At 63.5% G+C, this 15,267-nt stretch carries 12 protein-coding genes and 1 pseudogene; 2 read left to right on the top strand and 11 right to left on the bottom strand.

The genetic code is table 11. From position 1 onward, the window contains the following. Nucleotides 1–87: 87 nt before the first annotated feature. Nucleotides 88–708 (bottom strand): hypothetical protein, encoded by a 621-nt coding sequence (locus tag THI_RS03010; protein WP_013104751.1) that lies wholly within the window; start codon nucleotides 706–708, stop codon nucleotides 88–90. Nucleotides 709–865: 157 nt separating this feature from the next. Between THI_RS03010 and THI_RS03005 the strand changes: the two genes are divergently transcribed. Continuing rightward, the gene (locus tag THI_RS03005) at nucleotides 866–1,687 is read left to right on the top strand and encodes an undecaprenyl-diphosphate phosphatase (protein WP_013104750.1); all 822 of its coding nucleotides are present in this window, start codon (nucleotides 866–868) and stop codon (nucleotides 1,685–1,687) included. Between the two features lie 65 nt (nucleotides 1,688–1,752). Here THI_RS03005 and THI_RS03000 read toward each other — a convergent pair whose 3' ends face one another. From THI_RS03000 to THI_RS02995, 3 genes and pseudogenes are all read right to left on the bottom strand, one after another. Further along, nucleotides 1,753–2,310, bottom strand: coding sequence for a LytR/AlgR family response regulator transcription factor (locus THI_RS03000; RefSeq protein WP_331437124.1), 558 nt, complete (start codon nucleotides 2,308–2,310; stop codon nucleotides 1,753–1,755). A gap of 55 nt (nucleotides 2,311–2,365) precedes the next feature. Beyond that, nucleotides 2,366–2,578 (bottom strand): annotated as a pseudogene (locus tag THI_RS19530) (response regulator); the annotation flags it as partial. Continuing rightward, on the bottom strand, nucleotides 2,575–3,609 hold the full coding sequence (locus THI_RS02995; RefSeq protein ID WP_231836342.1) for a sensor histidine kinase: 1,035 nt from the start codon (nucleotides 3,607–3,609) through the stop codon (nucleotides 2,575–2,577). The pseudogene THI_RS19530 and the gene THI_RS02995, both read right to left, overlap by 4 nt. Before the next feature lie 100 nt (nucleotides 3,610–3,709). Here THI_RS02995 and argH point away from each other — a divergent pair, with 100 nt between their 5' ends. Next, nucleotides 3,710–5,110, top strand: a complete 1,401-nt coding sequence (argH, locus tag THI_RS02990; RefSeq protein ID WP_013104748.1) for an argininosuccinate lyase — start codon at nucleotides 3,710–3,712, stop codon at nucleotides 5,108–5,110. Between the two features lie 23 nt (nucleotides 5,111–5,133). Here the strand turns inward: argH and dcd are convergent, their stop codons facing one another. The 7 genes from dcd to THI_RS02955 all read right to left on the bottom strand — a co-directional run bounded on the left by dcd (nucleotide 5,134) and on the right by THI_RS02955 (nucleotide 15,221). Continuing rightward, nucleotides 5,134–5,700, bottom strand: a complete 567-nt coding sequence (gene dcd / locus THI_RS02985; protein WP_013104747.1) for a dCTP deaminase — start codon at nucleotides 5,698–5,700, stop codon at nucleotides 5,134–5,136. 174 nt (nucleotides 5,701–5,874) lie between these two features. Further along, nucleotides 5,875–6,360 (bottom strand): hypothetical protein, encoded by a 486-nt coding sequence (locus tag THI_RS02980; protein ID WP_041608884.1) that lies wholly within the window; start codon nucleotides 6,358–6,360, stop codon nucleotides 5,875–5,877. Between the two features lie 434 nt (nucleotides 6,361–6,794). Continuing rightward, entirely contained in the window at nucleotides 6,795–8,027 is a 1,233-nt protein-coding gene (locus tag THI_RS02975) for a ribonucleotide-diphosphate reductase subunit beta (RefSeq protein ID WP_013104745.1), read from the bottom strand. Between the two features lie 154 nt (nucleotides 8,028–8,181). Beyond that, the gene (locus THI_RS02970; protein WP_013104744.1) at nucleotides 8,182–11,106 is read right to left on the bottom strand and encodes a ribonucleoside-diphosphate reductase subunit alpha; all 2,925 of its coding nucleotides are present in this window, start codon (nucleotides 11,104–11,106) and stop codon (nucleotides 8,182–8,184) included. Nucleotides 11,107–11,457: 351 nt separating this feature from the next. Beyond that, a complete protein-coding gene (gene ampD, locus THI_RS02965) occupies nucleotides 11,458–12,045 on the bottom strand; it encodes a 1,6-anhydro-N-acetylmuramyl-L-alanine amidase AmpD (RefSeq protein ID WP_041608883.1) in 588 nt (195 codons plus the stop codon). Nucleotides 12,046–12,047: 2 nt separating this feature from the next. After that, on the bottom strand, nucleotides 12,048–13,592 hold the full coding sequence (locus THI_RS02960; protein ID WP_013104742.1) for a sigma-54-dependent transcriptional regulator: 1,545 nt from the start codon (nucleotides 13,590–13,592) through the stop codon (nucleotides 12,048–12,050). A gap of 3 nt (nucleotides 13,593–13,595) precedes the next feature. Then, nucleotides 13,596–15,221 (bottom strand): sensor histidine kinase, encoded by a 1,626-nt coding sequence (locus THI_RS02955; protein WP_231836340.1) that lies wholly within the window; start codon nucleotides 15,219–15,221, stop codon nucleotides 13,596–13,598. Nucleotides 15,222–15,267: the final 46 nt, after the last annotated feature.

The following is a 15,267-nucleotide window of genomic DNA, read 5'->3' as shown; positions in this document are numbered from 1 at the left end:
AGGCAGCACGCCTCATCGCGTCATTTTGTCGCAGTCAAGACTTAACGCGTTCCTGAATTGACAAAACGCAGACTCCATGCCTTTGATTCAAGATGTAACCAGCTCCTGACCGGCAAAGCCTTGCCGATAGTCTTCGGGCAGCATGTCGCACAGTTGCCGCCTGACCTTGTCCGCTTGCACCGGCCCGGCGATCTCAGCGATGAGGGCGAGACATTCCTGCAGCGCAGCCAGCAAGGCCTCCGGCTGGTCGGCGGCGCGCAGATGCGCCCGCGCCGGCCCGCTCTGAGCGCCGAGCAGTCGCTCCAGCATGTCGAACATATACATACGCGACAAGGCAATGGAGCGCCGTGGCGGCGGCGCCACGGCTCGCGCCAGTTGCGACGCCGACACACTGGATGGGCTCGGCTCGGGGACCGCAGAGCCCTGAGCGGATGTCTTTGAAGTCAGCTTCAGCGGCACCTCCACGGGCGCCAACTCCGGCGCACTCGCAAGCCCCACGCGCTCGACAAAGCCAGCGGCGAGCAATTCCTGCGTGAGTTGCTGCGCCTCTTGCCCCATCAAGGCGCACAACTCGCCGATGGCGCGCTGGCCGTCGCACAGAATCAGCACATGCCGCAGCCTTGCACTCAGCGCCTGGCTGCGCTGTTGTTGCTCGCGGCGGCCGGTCGAGGTTTTTCGCAACACGTCAGCCAAGGTCAACTCGCTCATTCCACCCCCTTAAAAGAGGGGGTAATGTAAAGATTGCAAATGACCGCGGCGTGACACCGAAAGCGTAAAAAAGAGCAACAAAAACAGCAGCCTCAGACGAATCTAAGTGTGCCTCTGTCAGAATCTGCGCCACAAAACCACAACCCCTCACCACGCCATGCACCTCTACCTTCTGGCCATCGCCGCCCTTCAAGGCGTGACCGAGCTGTTTCCCATTTCCAGCCTGGGGCACAGCATTCTGATTCCGGCCCTGTTTCATTGGCCCATCGACCGCACGGCAGACTGGTTTCTGCCCTTCATCGTGGTGCTGCATCTGGGCACGGCCACCGCGCTGCTGATCTATTTCTGGCGCGACTGGGCGCGGCTGATCGGTGGCTGGCTGCGCGCTGGCGGCAAGGCGTCCAACCCCGACGCCCGTCTGCTCTGGCTGATCGTGGCGGGCACCATTCCAGCCGGGCTGCTCGGCCTGCTGCTGGCGCACAAGATCAAGGCGCTGTTCGGCGGCTTCACCTTCGCGGCGATTGCGCTGATGCTCAATGGCCTGCTGCTGCTGGGCGGCGATGCACTCAAGCATCGGCGCGGGCTGATCGCCCTGCCGGAACTGGGCTGGCTGCGCGCCTTCCTCATTGGTCTGGCGCAGGCGCTGGCCTTGATTCCGGGGTTTTCGCGCTCCGGGGCCACGCTGGTCGCGGGTCTGGGCCTGGGCTTGAACTATGCCGACTCGGCGCGGTTTTCGTTTTTGCTCGCCACGCCCATCATCGCGGCGGCGGGCGTGCTGGAAGTGCCCAAGCTGATGCACGCCGGCGTGCCGCATGAACTGCTAGGCACGATTGCAGCGGCCGGGGTGCTGGCCGGGGTGTTCGCCTGGCTGTCCACCTGGTTTTTGATGCGCTGGTTCACCGATCACGAAATGAAGGCGCTGCGCCCGTTCGGCATTTACTGCCTGCTGCTGGGCGCGGTGGCGTTACTTGTCGGATGAGCCTGCGTTTTGCCTGAAATTTCGCCTGACAAACACGCCGTCGGGCAGCCCCAAGTGCTTCTCACCTACTTGGGGGGCTGACGCGCTGCGGCAGGTCTGGAAGCGGTCAACAGCGCCTGCACCGCGGCCACGCGCCGTCGACTGACGGGCAGGGTGTCGGGCACGCCGTGCAGATGCAAAGTCCAGGTGCCGCTGTCAGCCTCTGTACCTCCGGTCTCGGGTTCAGGTGCGATGCCCTCCGGCGGACTGATCGGCCGCTCCAGGCTGCGAATGGCGGGCGCCGCGACCAGCGCGCTACGGTGAATGCGCACGAGATGCTCGGCGTAGCGCTGCTCCAGATCGGTCAATGAGAGGTCCACCAGATACTGCTGCTCGGCGGTGCGTAGGGTGGTGTATTTGGCCTCGGCGCGGCAATACAGAATGTCGGCCAGCGGCACGCGCTTGAGCGCGCCGTGATGCTGCACCGTCAGGTACACCGTTTCCACCGCTGCCGGCGCCTGCTGCTCCGCACCCTGGGCACGCAGCCACAGCACGGCCTTGCCCATCGCCTGGGCTAGTCGCTCGCGCCGCACCGGTTTGGTCAGATAGTCGACGGCGCGATACGCCGAAGGCATCGAGCGCATGCTGCTCGTGGGCGGTCACAAACACGATGGCGGGATGATGCAGGCCGGGATCGCCCGTGAGCCGCCGGGCCAGTTCCATGCCCGTCTGCCCCGGCATCTGGATATCGAGCAGCAGCACGTCAAAACGCTGCGCACGAAGCAGCACCCAGGCCTCGGCCGCGTCGGCCGCTTCGTCCACTATGGCCTGCGCGGTTTCGGGCAGCTCGGCGAGCAGGCGGCGCAGGCGGCTGCGGGCCAGCGGTTCGTCGTCAACGATGAGCACGTTCATAGCGGTAAGCGTAACCGCGCCCGCCAGCGGGCCAGGCCGTCCTCGACGACTTCACCCTGATCGACCTCGGCCGCAATGTCGTACAGCAGATGCAGGCGCTGGCGAATGTTGCGCAGCGCCGTGCCGGTGCCATGACGGCGCGGTGGGGGCGTGTCGCTCAGCGCGGGCAAGTCGTTGCGCACGGTGACTTCGATCTGCCCCAGCCGCCGGGCCACATCGATGTCGATCTGCACCCTGCGGCTGCTGCGCTCGACGCCATGCCGCACCGCGTTCTCCACCAGCGGCTGCAGGGTCAGCGCCGGAATGCGGATTTGCAGCAGGGTGTCGTCGACCTGCCATTGCACCCGCATACGCTCGCCGAAACGCACCGACTCGATGTCGAGGTAGCGCCGTGCCAGATCCATTTCCTGCTCCAGCGTGACCAGCGTGCCCGGCTTGCCCACGCTGGCGCGGAACAGTTCGGCCAAATCATCGAGTACGGTCTCGGCGCGCTCGGGCTGTTCGCGCACCAAGGCGCTGGCGGCGTTGAGGGTGTTGAACAGAAAGTGCGGACGGATGCGCGACTGCAGTTCGCTCAACCGCGCCTGCATGTCGATCGGCGTGAAGGCCCGCGCGCGCAGTTGCAGATAGTGCACGAAGACCAGCGCCAGCGCCGCCCCCGCCAGCGCAGCCTGCCAGGGCTGCTGCGCAGCGCGCGGCGCAAGTGCGTCGAACAAGGGCTGCACCAGCAGATTCAAACCCAGCGCCGAAAAGGCGCCCAGCGCCATGGCCACGACCAGCACCGCAGTCGCACCCCGCAGCCGCCACAACCGCTGGGTCATGCACATCAGCGCCAGCCAGAGCAGCGCGGCGGGCTCCACCCAAGAGAGCAGCAACAAGGCGCCGATACGGCCTTCCCCTTGCGGCCATTGCAGCAACACGAGCAGCGCCAAAAGCAGATTGAGCGCCACGAGCGCGCGCACCAGACTGCCAGCGCCGCAGATGTCGAGGCGCACTGCGGTTTCGGTGGAAGGGGTCGGTTCAGCGGTCATCTGGGGCATCAAGCAGCTTGATCCTGAAGGCTTCTCTAAAATTGGCGGTTTCGACCCTGGCGCCCATGGCGTCACAACGCTCGCTTTGCGAGGCCAATCCATGCACGATCAATTCGAACACAAGCAGCAAGCCTGGTCCGCGCGTTTTTCCGAGCCGGTCAGCGCTCTGGTGCAGCGCTACACCGCCTCGGTGGATTTCGACCAGCGGCTGGCGCTGTTCGACATCGCAGGATCGATCGCGCATGCCACCATGCTGACCGAGCAAGGCATTCTCAACGCGGACGACCTCGCCGCCATCGAGCGCGGCATGGCGCAAATCCGTACCGAAATCGACTCTGGCGCGTTCGAGTGGAAGCTCGAACTCGAAGACGTCCATCTCAACATCGAAGCCCGCCTGACCCAGCTTGCGGGCGATGCCGGCAAGCGCCTGCACACCGGTCGCAGCCGCAACGATCAGGTGGCCACCGACATCCGCCTATGGCTGCGCGACAGCATCGACCAGAGCATCGCTCAACTCCGTGCGCTGCAGCGTGCGCTGGTGCAACTGGCCGCACAGCATGCCGACACCATCATGCCGGGCTTCACGCATCTGCAGGTGGCGCAGCCGGTGAGTTTCGGCCACCATCTGCTGGCTTATGTGGAAATGTTCGGTCGCGATGCTGAGCGCCTGCGCGACTGCCGTGCCCGAGTCAATCGCCTACCCTTGGGCGCTGCTGCCTTGGCCGGGACCACCTTTCCGATCGACCGCCCGCGCGTGGCCGAACTGCTGGGCTTTGACGGCGTGTGCCAGAACTCGCTCGACGCCGTAAGCGACCGCGACTTCGCCATCGAGTACAACGCTGCCTGCGCGCTGATCATGGTGCACATCAGCCGTTTCAGCGAAGAGCTGGTGCTTTGGATGAGCCCGGCCTTCGGCTTCATCGATCTGGCCGACCGCTTCTGCACCGGATCGAGCATCATGCCGCAGAAAAAAAACCCGGACGTGCCCGAACTCGCCCGCGGCAAGACCGGACGCGTCACTGGCCATTTGATGAGCCTGCTGATGCTGATGAAGGGCCAGCCCCTGGCCTACAACAAGGACAACCAGGAAGACAAGGAACCGCTGTTCGACACCGCCGACACGGTGATCGACACCCTGCGCATTTTCACCGACATGGTGGGCGGCATCCGCGTCAAGGCCGAGGCGATGGAGCGCACCGCGCTGCAGGGTTACTCCACCGCCACCGACCTGGCCGACTATCTGGTGAAAAAGGGGCTGCCCTTCCGCGACGCGCACGAGACGGTGGCAAAAGCCGTGCGCTTTGCGGTGGAGCGCGGCATCGGCCTGGAGGACATCAGCCTGAACGATCTGCGCAGTTTCTCGCCCCTCATCGGAGAAGACGCGCCCGAAGCGCTCAAGCTGCAGGGCTCACTCGCCGCGCGCGATCATCTGGGCGGCACCGCACCGAACCAGGTGCGTGCGCAGGTGGCGCGCTGGCAAGCCGCACTCGGCGACGCGTAAAACGAAGCGATCAGACGAAGCGCTCAGGCGCGCGGCAAGGTCACGCCGTGCTGCCCCTGATACTTGCCGCCGCGATCCTTGTAGCTGACTTCGCACACCTCATCGCTTTCGAAGAACAGCACCTGCGCGCAGCCCTCGCCCGCGTAAATCTTCGCGGGCAGCGGCGTGGTGTTGGAGAACTCCAGCGTCACATAACCTTCCCACTCGGGTTCGAACGGCGTGACGTTGACAATGATGCCGCAGCGGGCATAAGTGCTCTTGCCCAGACAGATGGTGAGCACATTGCGCGGGATGCGGAAATACTCCATCGTGCGCGCCAGCGCGAAGCTGTTGGGCGGGATGATGCACACATCGCCCCGAAAATCGACAAAGGACTTTTCATCGAAGTTTTTCGGATCGACGATGGTGCTGTTGATGTTGGTGAAGATCTTGAATTCGTTGGCGCAACGGATGTCGTAACCGTAGCTCGACGTGCCATAGCTGATGATGCGGTGTCCACCGACCTCGCGCACCTGCGCGGGCTCGAACGGCTCGATCATCGCCGTGTTTTGCGCCATGCGGCGGATCCACTGATCGGATTTGATACTCATGATGTCGGGGCAGTCTGGCTCAAGACTGCGGCAATAAGGCAGATAGACGCAACCATACCGCACGCGCCGGGGCGTCGGAGTGAAGCCGGGCGGGATAACGATCTGAGGAAGGCATGCGGAATGCGGAAATAAAAAAACCCGGGCGATCAGCCCGGGCTCAATTGCACTGAATGCTCAGGGCTTGCTGGTCGGGAACGGCCAGGCCGCTTGCGGATTCAGCTTGGTTTGCGCGGTCGCTGCCTTTTTGGCAGGAGCAGCTACGGCCTTCTTCGCCGGTGCCGCTTTTTTCGCAGGCGCAGCCTTCTTCGCAGGTGCAGCTTTCTTAGCCGGTGCGGCCTTCTTTGCAGGCGCGGCCTTCTTCGCCGGAGCAGCCTTCTTCGCCGGAGCAGCCTTCTTCGCCGGAGCAGCCTTCTTCGCCGGAGCAGCCTTCTTCGCCGGAGCAGCCTTCTTCGCCGGTGCGGCTTTCTTCGCAGGCGCGGCCTTCTTCGCAGGAGCAGCCTTCTTCGCCGGTGCGGCCTTCTTCGCCGGTGCCGCTTTCTTCGCAGGCGCGGCCTTCTTCGCCGGAGCCGCTTTTTTCGCGGGTACAGCCTTCTTCGCCGGTGCTACTTTCTTCGCGGGCGTCGCTTTCTTCGCCGGTGCCGCTTTTTTTGCAGTTGCCATGGTGATTCTCCTTGATCAAGTCTTTTGAAGTTGAGCCGGTCGCCAAATCGCGTCCGAGCGCCTCACGGCCCCGCCTCCCGGCGGTTTCCAGTACGGGACATCGGCACGGCGTTCAGCCGGCACCACCTGCGATCGGCTCAGCGCTGATCCGTGCAGGGGATTCACTTCCTTCGGCATCAAAGCCATTGCGGGAAGGAATGGGGAACGGCGCGCCATGCGCTCACCTCTGGTCATCCAGAGCATGAGGCGCAGACCGGCGCACCAGAATTGATCGGGCAGGGAATCAGGCATCACCATGGACGCCCTCATGCGTTGCGCCACAAAAAACAGAGGAGGAGACTCCACCCGCCGACTCTTCGCGGCCGGACGTATCGGGGTGAAATGGACTCGGTCAACAATCACTCTGTAGTGCGTGCTCGCAGGTTATTCACGTGTCATTCCCAGGACAGCGCGCCGCCGGATTGGTACTCAATGACCCGGGTCTCGAAGAAGTTGCGTTCCTTCTTCAGGTCGATCATTTCGCTCATCCAGGGGAAGGGGTTCTCTTCGTTGGGGAAGATGGCGTCAAGGCCGATCTGCACCGCACGGCGATTGGCGATGAAGCGCAGATAGCCCTTGAACATGGACGCGTTCAGACCCAGCACGCCGCGGGGCATGGTGTCTTCGGCATAGCGATACTCAAGCTCGACCGCCTGATGGAACAGGCCGGTGAGCTCGCGCTTGAATTCGGGCGTCCAGAGGTGCGGATTCTCCAGCTTGATCTGGTTGACCAGATCAATGCCGAAGTTGGTATGCATGGACTCGTCGCGCAGGATGTACTGGTACTGCTCGGCCGCACCAGTCATCTTGTTCTGCCGCCCCATCGACAGGATCTGGGTGAAGCCGACATAGAAGAACAGTCCTTCCATCAGGCAGGCGAACACGATGATGGAACGCAGCAGCTCCTGATCGTTGCGCTCCGAACCACCGAAAGCCGAAGTGCGGAACTCGGGGTTGGTCAGGGTGTCGATGAAGGGAATGAGGAACTCGTCCTTCTCGCGGATGGAGGTGATCTCGTGATAGGAGTTGAATATCTCGCTTTCATCGAGGCCTATGGATTCGACGATGTACTGATAGGCGTGGGTGTGGATGGCTTCTTCGAAAGCCTGGCGCAGCAGATACTGGCGGCATTCGGGGTTGGTGATGTGGCGATAGGTTCCCAGCACGATGTTGTTGGCGGCGAGCGAATCGGCCGTGGTGAAAAAGCCGAGGTTGCGCTTGATGATGAGGCGCTCGTCATCGGTCAGGCCATTGGGATCTTTCCACATCGCGATGTCGCGCGACATGTTCACTTCCTGCGGCATCCAGTGATTGGCGCAGGAAGCGAGGTACTTATCCCAGGCCCATTTGTATTTGAAAGGGACGAGCTGGTTGACATCGACACTGCAGTTGATGATGCGCTTGTCTTCGGCGCGCACCCGCGCCGTGGAGGCCGCGCGTTGGCTGTAGAGGTCTGCGGCCACCGCCAATGCCGGCGCCGTTGCGGATGCGGATGCGGATGCGGATGCGGATGCGGATGCGGATTGAGGTGACGCCGATGTACCGCCCATGGATTGAAGTGAACGCTCCGCCAGCGCACCTTGCGCGGGGCTTGCAGAGTTCTGTTGTGGTTCGTCCCAAGTAAGCATGTTCATGACCTTCTTTAGATTATCAAGTGTTCAGCGCAAAGGCTCAACACCGATGCAGTGAGGATGCGTGGTTTGTGTGGCGCATGTTGTGCAGGCGCATCGCAAGTGGCATGCCGCTTGATCACTTGTGATGCGCCGCAACGGTATGCAGCGCTTACTGGCAGGCTTCGCATTCCGGGTTGTCGATGGCGCAGTAGCGGATATCGCCAGACTGCACCACGGCCTGCGCCGAAGCTGATGCCGACTCGCTTGGCGACTGCGGCACGGCGTTGAGCTGACCCGCCTTGACCGTGGACTTCTCGGCATGCGTGGCGCCGATGGTGCGCAGGTAGTAGGTGGTCTTTAGGCCACGCAGCCAAGCCAGCTTGTAGGTATCGTCGAGCAACTTGCCCGATGCATTGGCCATGTAGATGTTGAGCGACTGCGCCTGGTCGATCCATTTCTGGCGGCGCGCCGCAGCCTCGATGATCCACTGGGTATCGGTCTCGAAGGCGGTGGAATACAGGGCCTTGAGATCAGCGGGAATGCGGTCGATGCGCTGGGTGCTGCCATCGAAGTACTTGAGGTCGGCCACCATCACTGCGTCCCACAGGCCACGCGCCTTGAGGTCGCGCACCAGATATTGATTGATGACGGTGAACTCGCCCGACAGATTGGACTTGACGTACAGGTTCTGGAAGGTCGGCTCGATGCAGGCGTCGACGCCGACGATGTTGGAGATGGTGGCCGTGGGGGCGATGGCCACGCAGTTGGAATTGCGCATGCCGTGCTGCGCGATCTGCGCGCGCAGGGCGTTCCAGTCAAGAGTGCTGGAGGTGTCGGCCTCGACATAGCCACCGCGCTGCTCGGCCAGCAGCTTCAGACTGTCCATGGGCAGAACGCCCTGGTCCCAAAGCGAACCGCCGTAACTGCTGTAGCGGCCGCGCTCACGCGCCAGTTCGCTCGACGCCCAGTAAGCTTCGTAGCAAACCGCCTCCATCGACCGATCGGCAAATTCCACGGCTTGTTGCGAACCATAGGGAATACGCAGCTGATACAGACAGTCCTGAAAGCCCATGATGCCCAGGCCCACCGGCCGGTGCTTCATATTGGCGTTGCGCGCCTTGGCCACGGCGTAATAGTTGATGTCGATGACGTTGTCGAGCATGCGCATCGCGGTCTGGATGGTGCGCTTGAGCTTGGCCTGGTCGATGACCTTGGCGCCGTCTGCTGCGTCTTTCAGATGCGCGACCAGATTGACCGAGCCGAGATTGCACACCGCGATCTCACTCTCGTTGGTGTTGAGCGTGATCTCGGTACAGAGGTTGCTCGAGTGCACCACGCCCACATGCTGCTGCGGGCTGCGCACATTGCACGCATCCTTGAAGGTGATCCAGGGATGGCCGGTTTCGAACAGCATCGACAGCATCTTGCGCCACAGTTGCACCGCAGGCAGGGTCTTGAACAGCTTGATTTCGCCCAGCGCGGCCTTTTGCTCGTAGCGGGTATAGGCCTGCTCGAAGTCCTTGCCGAACTTGTCGTGCAGATCGGGCACGTCGGCCGGGCTGAACAGCGTCCAGTCGCCCCCTTCCATCACCCGCTTCATGAATAGATCGGGTACCCAGTTGGCGGTGTTCATGTCGTGCGTGCGGCGGCGATCGTCGCCCGTGTTCTTGCGCAGTTCCAGAAACTCTTCAATGTCGAGGTGCCAGGTTTCCAGATAGGCGCAGACCGCGCCCTTGCGCTTGCCGCCCTGGTTCACTGCCACCGCGGTGTCGTTGACCACTTTGAGGAAGGGCACGACACCCTGGCTCTTGCCGTTGGTGCCCTTGATGTGGCTGCCCAGGGCGCGCACGCGCGTCCAGTCGTTGCCCAGACCGCCGGCGAACTTGGACAACAGCGCGTTCTCCTTGATGGCCTCGTAGATGCCGTCAAGGTCGTCCGCCACGGTGGTGAGGTAGCAGCTCGAGAGTTGCGAACGACGGGTGCCCGCATTGAACAACGTGGGCGTGCTCGACATGAAGTCAAAGCTGGAGAGCAGCTCGTAGAACTCGATGGCGCGCGCTTCGCGGTCGATTTCGTTGAGCGACAAACCCATGGCCACGCGCATGAAAAAGGCCTGCGGCAGCTCGATGCGACGGCCATCTTTGTTCACCCGCGTATCGGCACGATTGGCGAGGAAATAACGGTCGTACAGCGTTTGCAGACCCAGGTAATCGAACTGCAGGTCGCGCTCGGCCTTGAGCGCGGCACCCAGACGGGCCAGGTCGAACTGCCCGAGCCGCTCGTCGAGCAGTTCGAGCTCGACACCCTCCTTGATGCAGCGCGGAAAATACTCGGCGTAGCGCTGGGTCATCTGCTCCTGCGGAATGTCCTCGTTCAGCGTCTCGCGGCGCATGGTGTGCAACAGCAGGCGCGCGGTGACCTTGGAGTAGTCGGGGTCGCGCTCGATCAGGGTGCGCGAGGCGAGGATAGCGGCCTTGTAAACCTCGAGCATCGGCACGCCGTCGTACAGATTGCGCAGAGTTTCCGCCACGATGGGGGCCGCCTTCACATCCGCACTCAGATTGACGCAGGCGGATTCAATCAGGCTCACCAGAGCGGCCTGATCGAGCGGTTTGCGCAGACCGCCGTCGAGCACATGCAGCACCGGAGCGCTCTCTTGTTGCTCTGCAGCCGCTTTCTGCTTGGCCCGCTCTTGTGTGCGGCGTTCGCGGTACAGCACATAGGCGCGCGCCACCTCGTGCTGGCCAGTGCGCATCAGCGAGAGTTCGACCTGGTCCTGAATGTCTTCAATATGAAAGGTGCCGCCGCTGGGACGGCTACGGAGCAGGGCGCGCACGACGTTTTCGGTCAGCGCATTCACTGTTTCGCGCATGCTGGCCGAGGCCGCACCCTGCCCGCCTTGCACGGCCAGAAAGGCCTTGGTCATCGCCACGGCGATTTTGCTCGGCTCAAACCCGACCACGGCCCCGTTGCGACGGATGATCTTGTAGTCTGAAAAATCACCCAGTGCGACCTGCTGTTGCGTATCCACCTCGGGGTGTGCGAGGTGTTGCGGGACGGCAGTGGATTCGGTGGCGGCGGTGGTCTGGGACATCGGGACTCCTTGAGGGCAGATGGGCCGCGCAGCAAATCTGGCTGACTCACGGCGCTGCAAGCGCACATGAACGCCGCATGAAAGCAGCACGGACGAAGCAATAAAGACGAATGAGGGCAAATCGGGGACGAACTGAGAGAGAGCGCAAGCATTTCCAAGCTTGTGGCGCCGCAGTTTCAGACCGCGATCCGGCATCTCTCTCAAACCGTCAAGACACTATATCTAGCGTCCGGCGGAATTTCAACCACTATTCGTAGTGTGGAGCAAATTGACAGTCAGCCCACAGCTTATGCACAGGTTCATGCACAAAGCCTGCCCCTGGAGCGGCCTCGGGCAAACCCGCAGGGGTGCTCAAAACCGCTGAAATGGAAAGGCTGATGTCGGCAGGGCCAGGCCGTTTTTGAGCTGGCGCCAGTCGAAGCCGACGCCTGGATCGGTCTTGCGCCCTGGCGCAATGTCGCTATGCCCGACCCATGCGCGCAAGGGATAGCGCGCGAGCAGTTCAGATCCCAGTGCGATCAGGGTGTCGTACTGCTCGGGCTCGAACGGCTCATCGTCGCTCCCTTCGAGTTCGATGCCGATGCTGAAATCGTTGCATCGCTCGCGCCCGGCATAACGCGACGCGCCGGCATGCCAGGCGCGCCGGTCGCAGGACACATATTGCGTGAGCACGCCATCGCGCTGCACGACAAAATGCGCCGAGACCCTGAGACCTTCAAGCGCGGCAAAAGCCGGATGCGCCCGCGGATCGAGCCGATTGCAAAACAACTGCTCGATCGCCTCGCCGCCATATTGACGCGGCGGCAGAGCGATGCAGTGGATCACCAACAAATCGATCGGCATGCCCGCAGGCCGCGCATCGTGATTGGGGGACGGCATATGTCGGGCGTGGGGCATCCAGCCTGCGTCCCGACTGGCCGCGCTGATGGGGGGCGACATGATCAGAGAGGATCGTCCGGCGGCGATTCCGCCGGGTCGCGCACGTCGAGGCGCTCCATCCGGTAGCGGATCTGACGCAGGTTCAGCCCCAGCAACTGCGCGGCCGCGGTGCGATTGAAGCGGGTGCGCCGCAGCGCCTCGCAGAGGATGCTGCGTTCAACTTGGTCGAGATAGACCCCCAAGTCGGGAGGCAGGGGCGACTGCGCTTCGAACCGGGCCATGGGGGGCTGGGGCGACTGAGGCGGCTGAGGTTCTGGGGCATGCTGCGCAACGATTGGGGTGACCGGCGGGTCCGCCGGTCGCTGCATTGAAGGCGCCGTCGTGTCGGGCAGGATGGTGGTGATCGGCAAAGCCGTCGCAGAGGTCAGCACTTCGGCGGCGCGGGCGCCACTGCCCTGCAGCTCGATGTCTTCAGGGCCGATCAGATCTTGTGCAGCCAGCGCCGCAGCCCGGTGCAGCAGATTTTCCAGCTCCCGCACATTGCCTGAGAAACGATGCTGGCGCAGGTGCTCAAGCGCAGCCGGGCTCAGCCGCAGACCGGGCCGCGCATTGTCGCGGCGGATGTCGCCCAGCAAAGCCTCGACCAATACCGGCAGATCATCCAGCCGATCGCGCAGCGGCGGCAGAGTGACCGCGATGACGTTGAGGCGATAGAACAAATCCTGCCGAAACTGGCCCTGCTCCACCATGCGTTCCAGATGACGGTGGGTGGCGCTGACCAGGCGCACATCCACCGCGATTTCTGCCGTCTCGCCCACCGGGCGCACGCGCCGCTCCTGCACGGCGCGCAGCAGCTTGGCCTGCATCGCCAGAGGCAGTTCGCCGATCTCGTCGAGAAACAGCGTACCGCCCTGCGCCGCGGCAAAGAAGCCGGCATGATCGGACATCGCCCCGGTGAACGCGCCCTTGCGGTAGCCGAAAAACTCGGCCTCCAGCAATTGCTCGGGAATGGCGCTGCAGTTCACCGGAACGAACGGCCCGCTGGCGCGGGCGCTGCATTCATGCACGGCCTTTGCGGCCAGCTCCTTGCCAGTGCCCGACTCGCCCTGGATGAGCACGGGCGCCATGCTGCGGGCCACGCGCTGCAAGGTCTGTTTGAGGGCGCGCATCACCCCAGACTCACCCACCATGCGTTGCAATGCGCTGCTGGTCGGCGCCTGCACTTCCACATCGACCGCTGCGAGCGCCGCATGCACGGTGCGGCGCAGCGCCGCTAGATCGACCGGCTTGCTCAGGTAGTCGAACGCTCCGGCCTTGAGCGCAGCCACCGCGTTGCCCGCACTGCCGTAGGCGGTGATGACGATGGACTTCTCAAAGCGGTCGGGCTGCGCTTCCAGCCAGCGCAGCAACTCCAGCCCCTCGCCGTCAGGAAGACGCATATCGGTGAGCATGAGGGCGTAGCGCCTGCGCGCCAACTGCTCGCGCGCCTGCGCCACGGTTTCAGCCACGTCGATCTGCCAGCCTTCATGCACCAGGCTCAGGGTGTAGAGCTCGCGCAGATCGGGTTCGTCGTCGACGATGAGAATACGCACATCCGCTGGATTCATGCCTTAAGAGCCCGGTGCGATTTGAATGACAAAAGAACCGCGCTCCTGCGGCGTGCCCTCGCGCTCGAGGCGGTAAAGCAGACGCGCGCCGTTGCGCAAGCACAGTTCGTGAGAAATATACAAGCCCAGCCCGACGCCCCGGCTGCTCGTGGTGCGAAACGGCTCGAACAGCTGCGCGCGCAGTTCAGCGTCGATCAGCGGCCCATCGTTGGAGACCTGGATTTCCCGCACCTGCCCGGCGCCAAGCTGCCGCATCTCGATCGCCCGCGGCTGGTTGCTCGCATAGCGCCGCGCGTTACTCAGCAGATTGACCAACACCCGTCGCAGATGCAAGGCATCGAAGCGGATCTGCGCTGCGTCGTCCTGAATGAACAGGCCGATGCGTCCCTGATCCGGTTGGTCGAATTCGGCATGCAGCTCGCGCATCAACGGCGCGCAAAGCATCAGCCCGATTTCACGCGGCGCGGTGCGGCCCAGCTCCAGCACGTCCTCGACGGTGCGGTTGATGCGCTCGACGTTCTGGCCGATGAGATGATGCAGGCGTTCGAGCTGCACCGCATCGCCCGCGAATTCGCGGGCGAGCTGGTTGGCCTGCCCGATCGCCCCCAGCGGATTGCGGATCTCATGCGCCACGCTGGCCACCAGACGCCCCATCGCCGCCAGCTTTTCCTGCTGAATGCGCGCATCGATCTCCCGCAGATCCTGCAGCACGATGAGGTAGCCCACGCCGCCCGGCAGGTTGTCCAGCGTGGAAAGACGAAGCAGCAGCTTGCGACCCGCGGGCGTGCGCACCTTGACCTCCAGCGCCTCCTCGCCGTCGATGGCCATGCGCTCCACCTCTTTGCGCACCACCTCGGCCACCGGCAGATCGCGCAAAGCCTTGCGCCCCCCGAGCCAGCGCGCCGTGACCGCATCGCTCCAGGGCAAATCCAGCAGCTGTTGCGCGGCCGGATTGAGCGCTTCGAGCACCATGTGCCGATCGACCACCATGACGCCATCGCGCTGCGCCTCGATCACCCGCTGGTTCAAGGCCATCTGCCGCCGGGCGACGGACTCGCTGGCCGCCGCGCGCGCTTCTTGCCGCGCCAGTCGTTGCGACAACTGCCAGGTCAGCACCGCCACGGCAAAATAGGCGATGCCGACAAAGGCCGCATTGAGCAGGCGCTGCTCGGCTTCCGCCGCCCCGCCCAGCATCGCGAACCCGGCGCTGCCCAGCAGAATCATCGTCACCAAGGCAGCCACGAACAAGGTGAGCGACAGCGTGCCGTAAATGCCCGCTGCCAACACGGGCAAGGCGTAGATCAGGGCGAATTCGCGCGCGGGATATCCCGCAGTGAACTGCAAGGTGGTGAAGGCCAGCAGATCGACGGCAATCGCGATCAACACCTGCCAGGCCAGGCCCTGCGTGCGAACGAAACTCCACCAAAGGCTCGCGACCGTCAGCGCCACATACAGCAGCGCCACCCCGTAACCCAGTGTGGCGACGGCGGGTTTTTCGGCATGGGGGGCTGCCTGCATCATGGGCAGCAGCACCAGCCAGCCCAGCAACATCAGCGACATGAGCACGCGCGCCGCAGCCAGCACCCGGTAGGTTCGCAGGCGTTCTCGGCCCAGACGCGAAGAAGGCACGAAAGCCGAACCTGAAGAGGCCGCCGCCGGGGCGAACATGGATCGC

Source organism: Thiomonas arsenitoxydans, from assembly GCF_000253115.1.
GTDB lineage: Bacteria > Pseudomonadota > Gammaproteobacteria > Burkholderiales > Burkholderiaceae_C > Thiomonas > Thiomonas arsenitoxydans.
The sequence above is the reverse complement of the archived record's forward strand: the minus strand, read 5'-3'. Positions and strand labels throughout refer to the sequence as shown.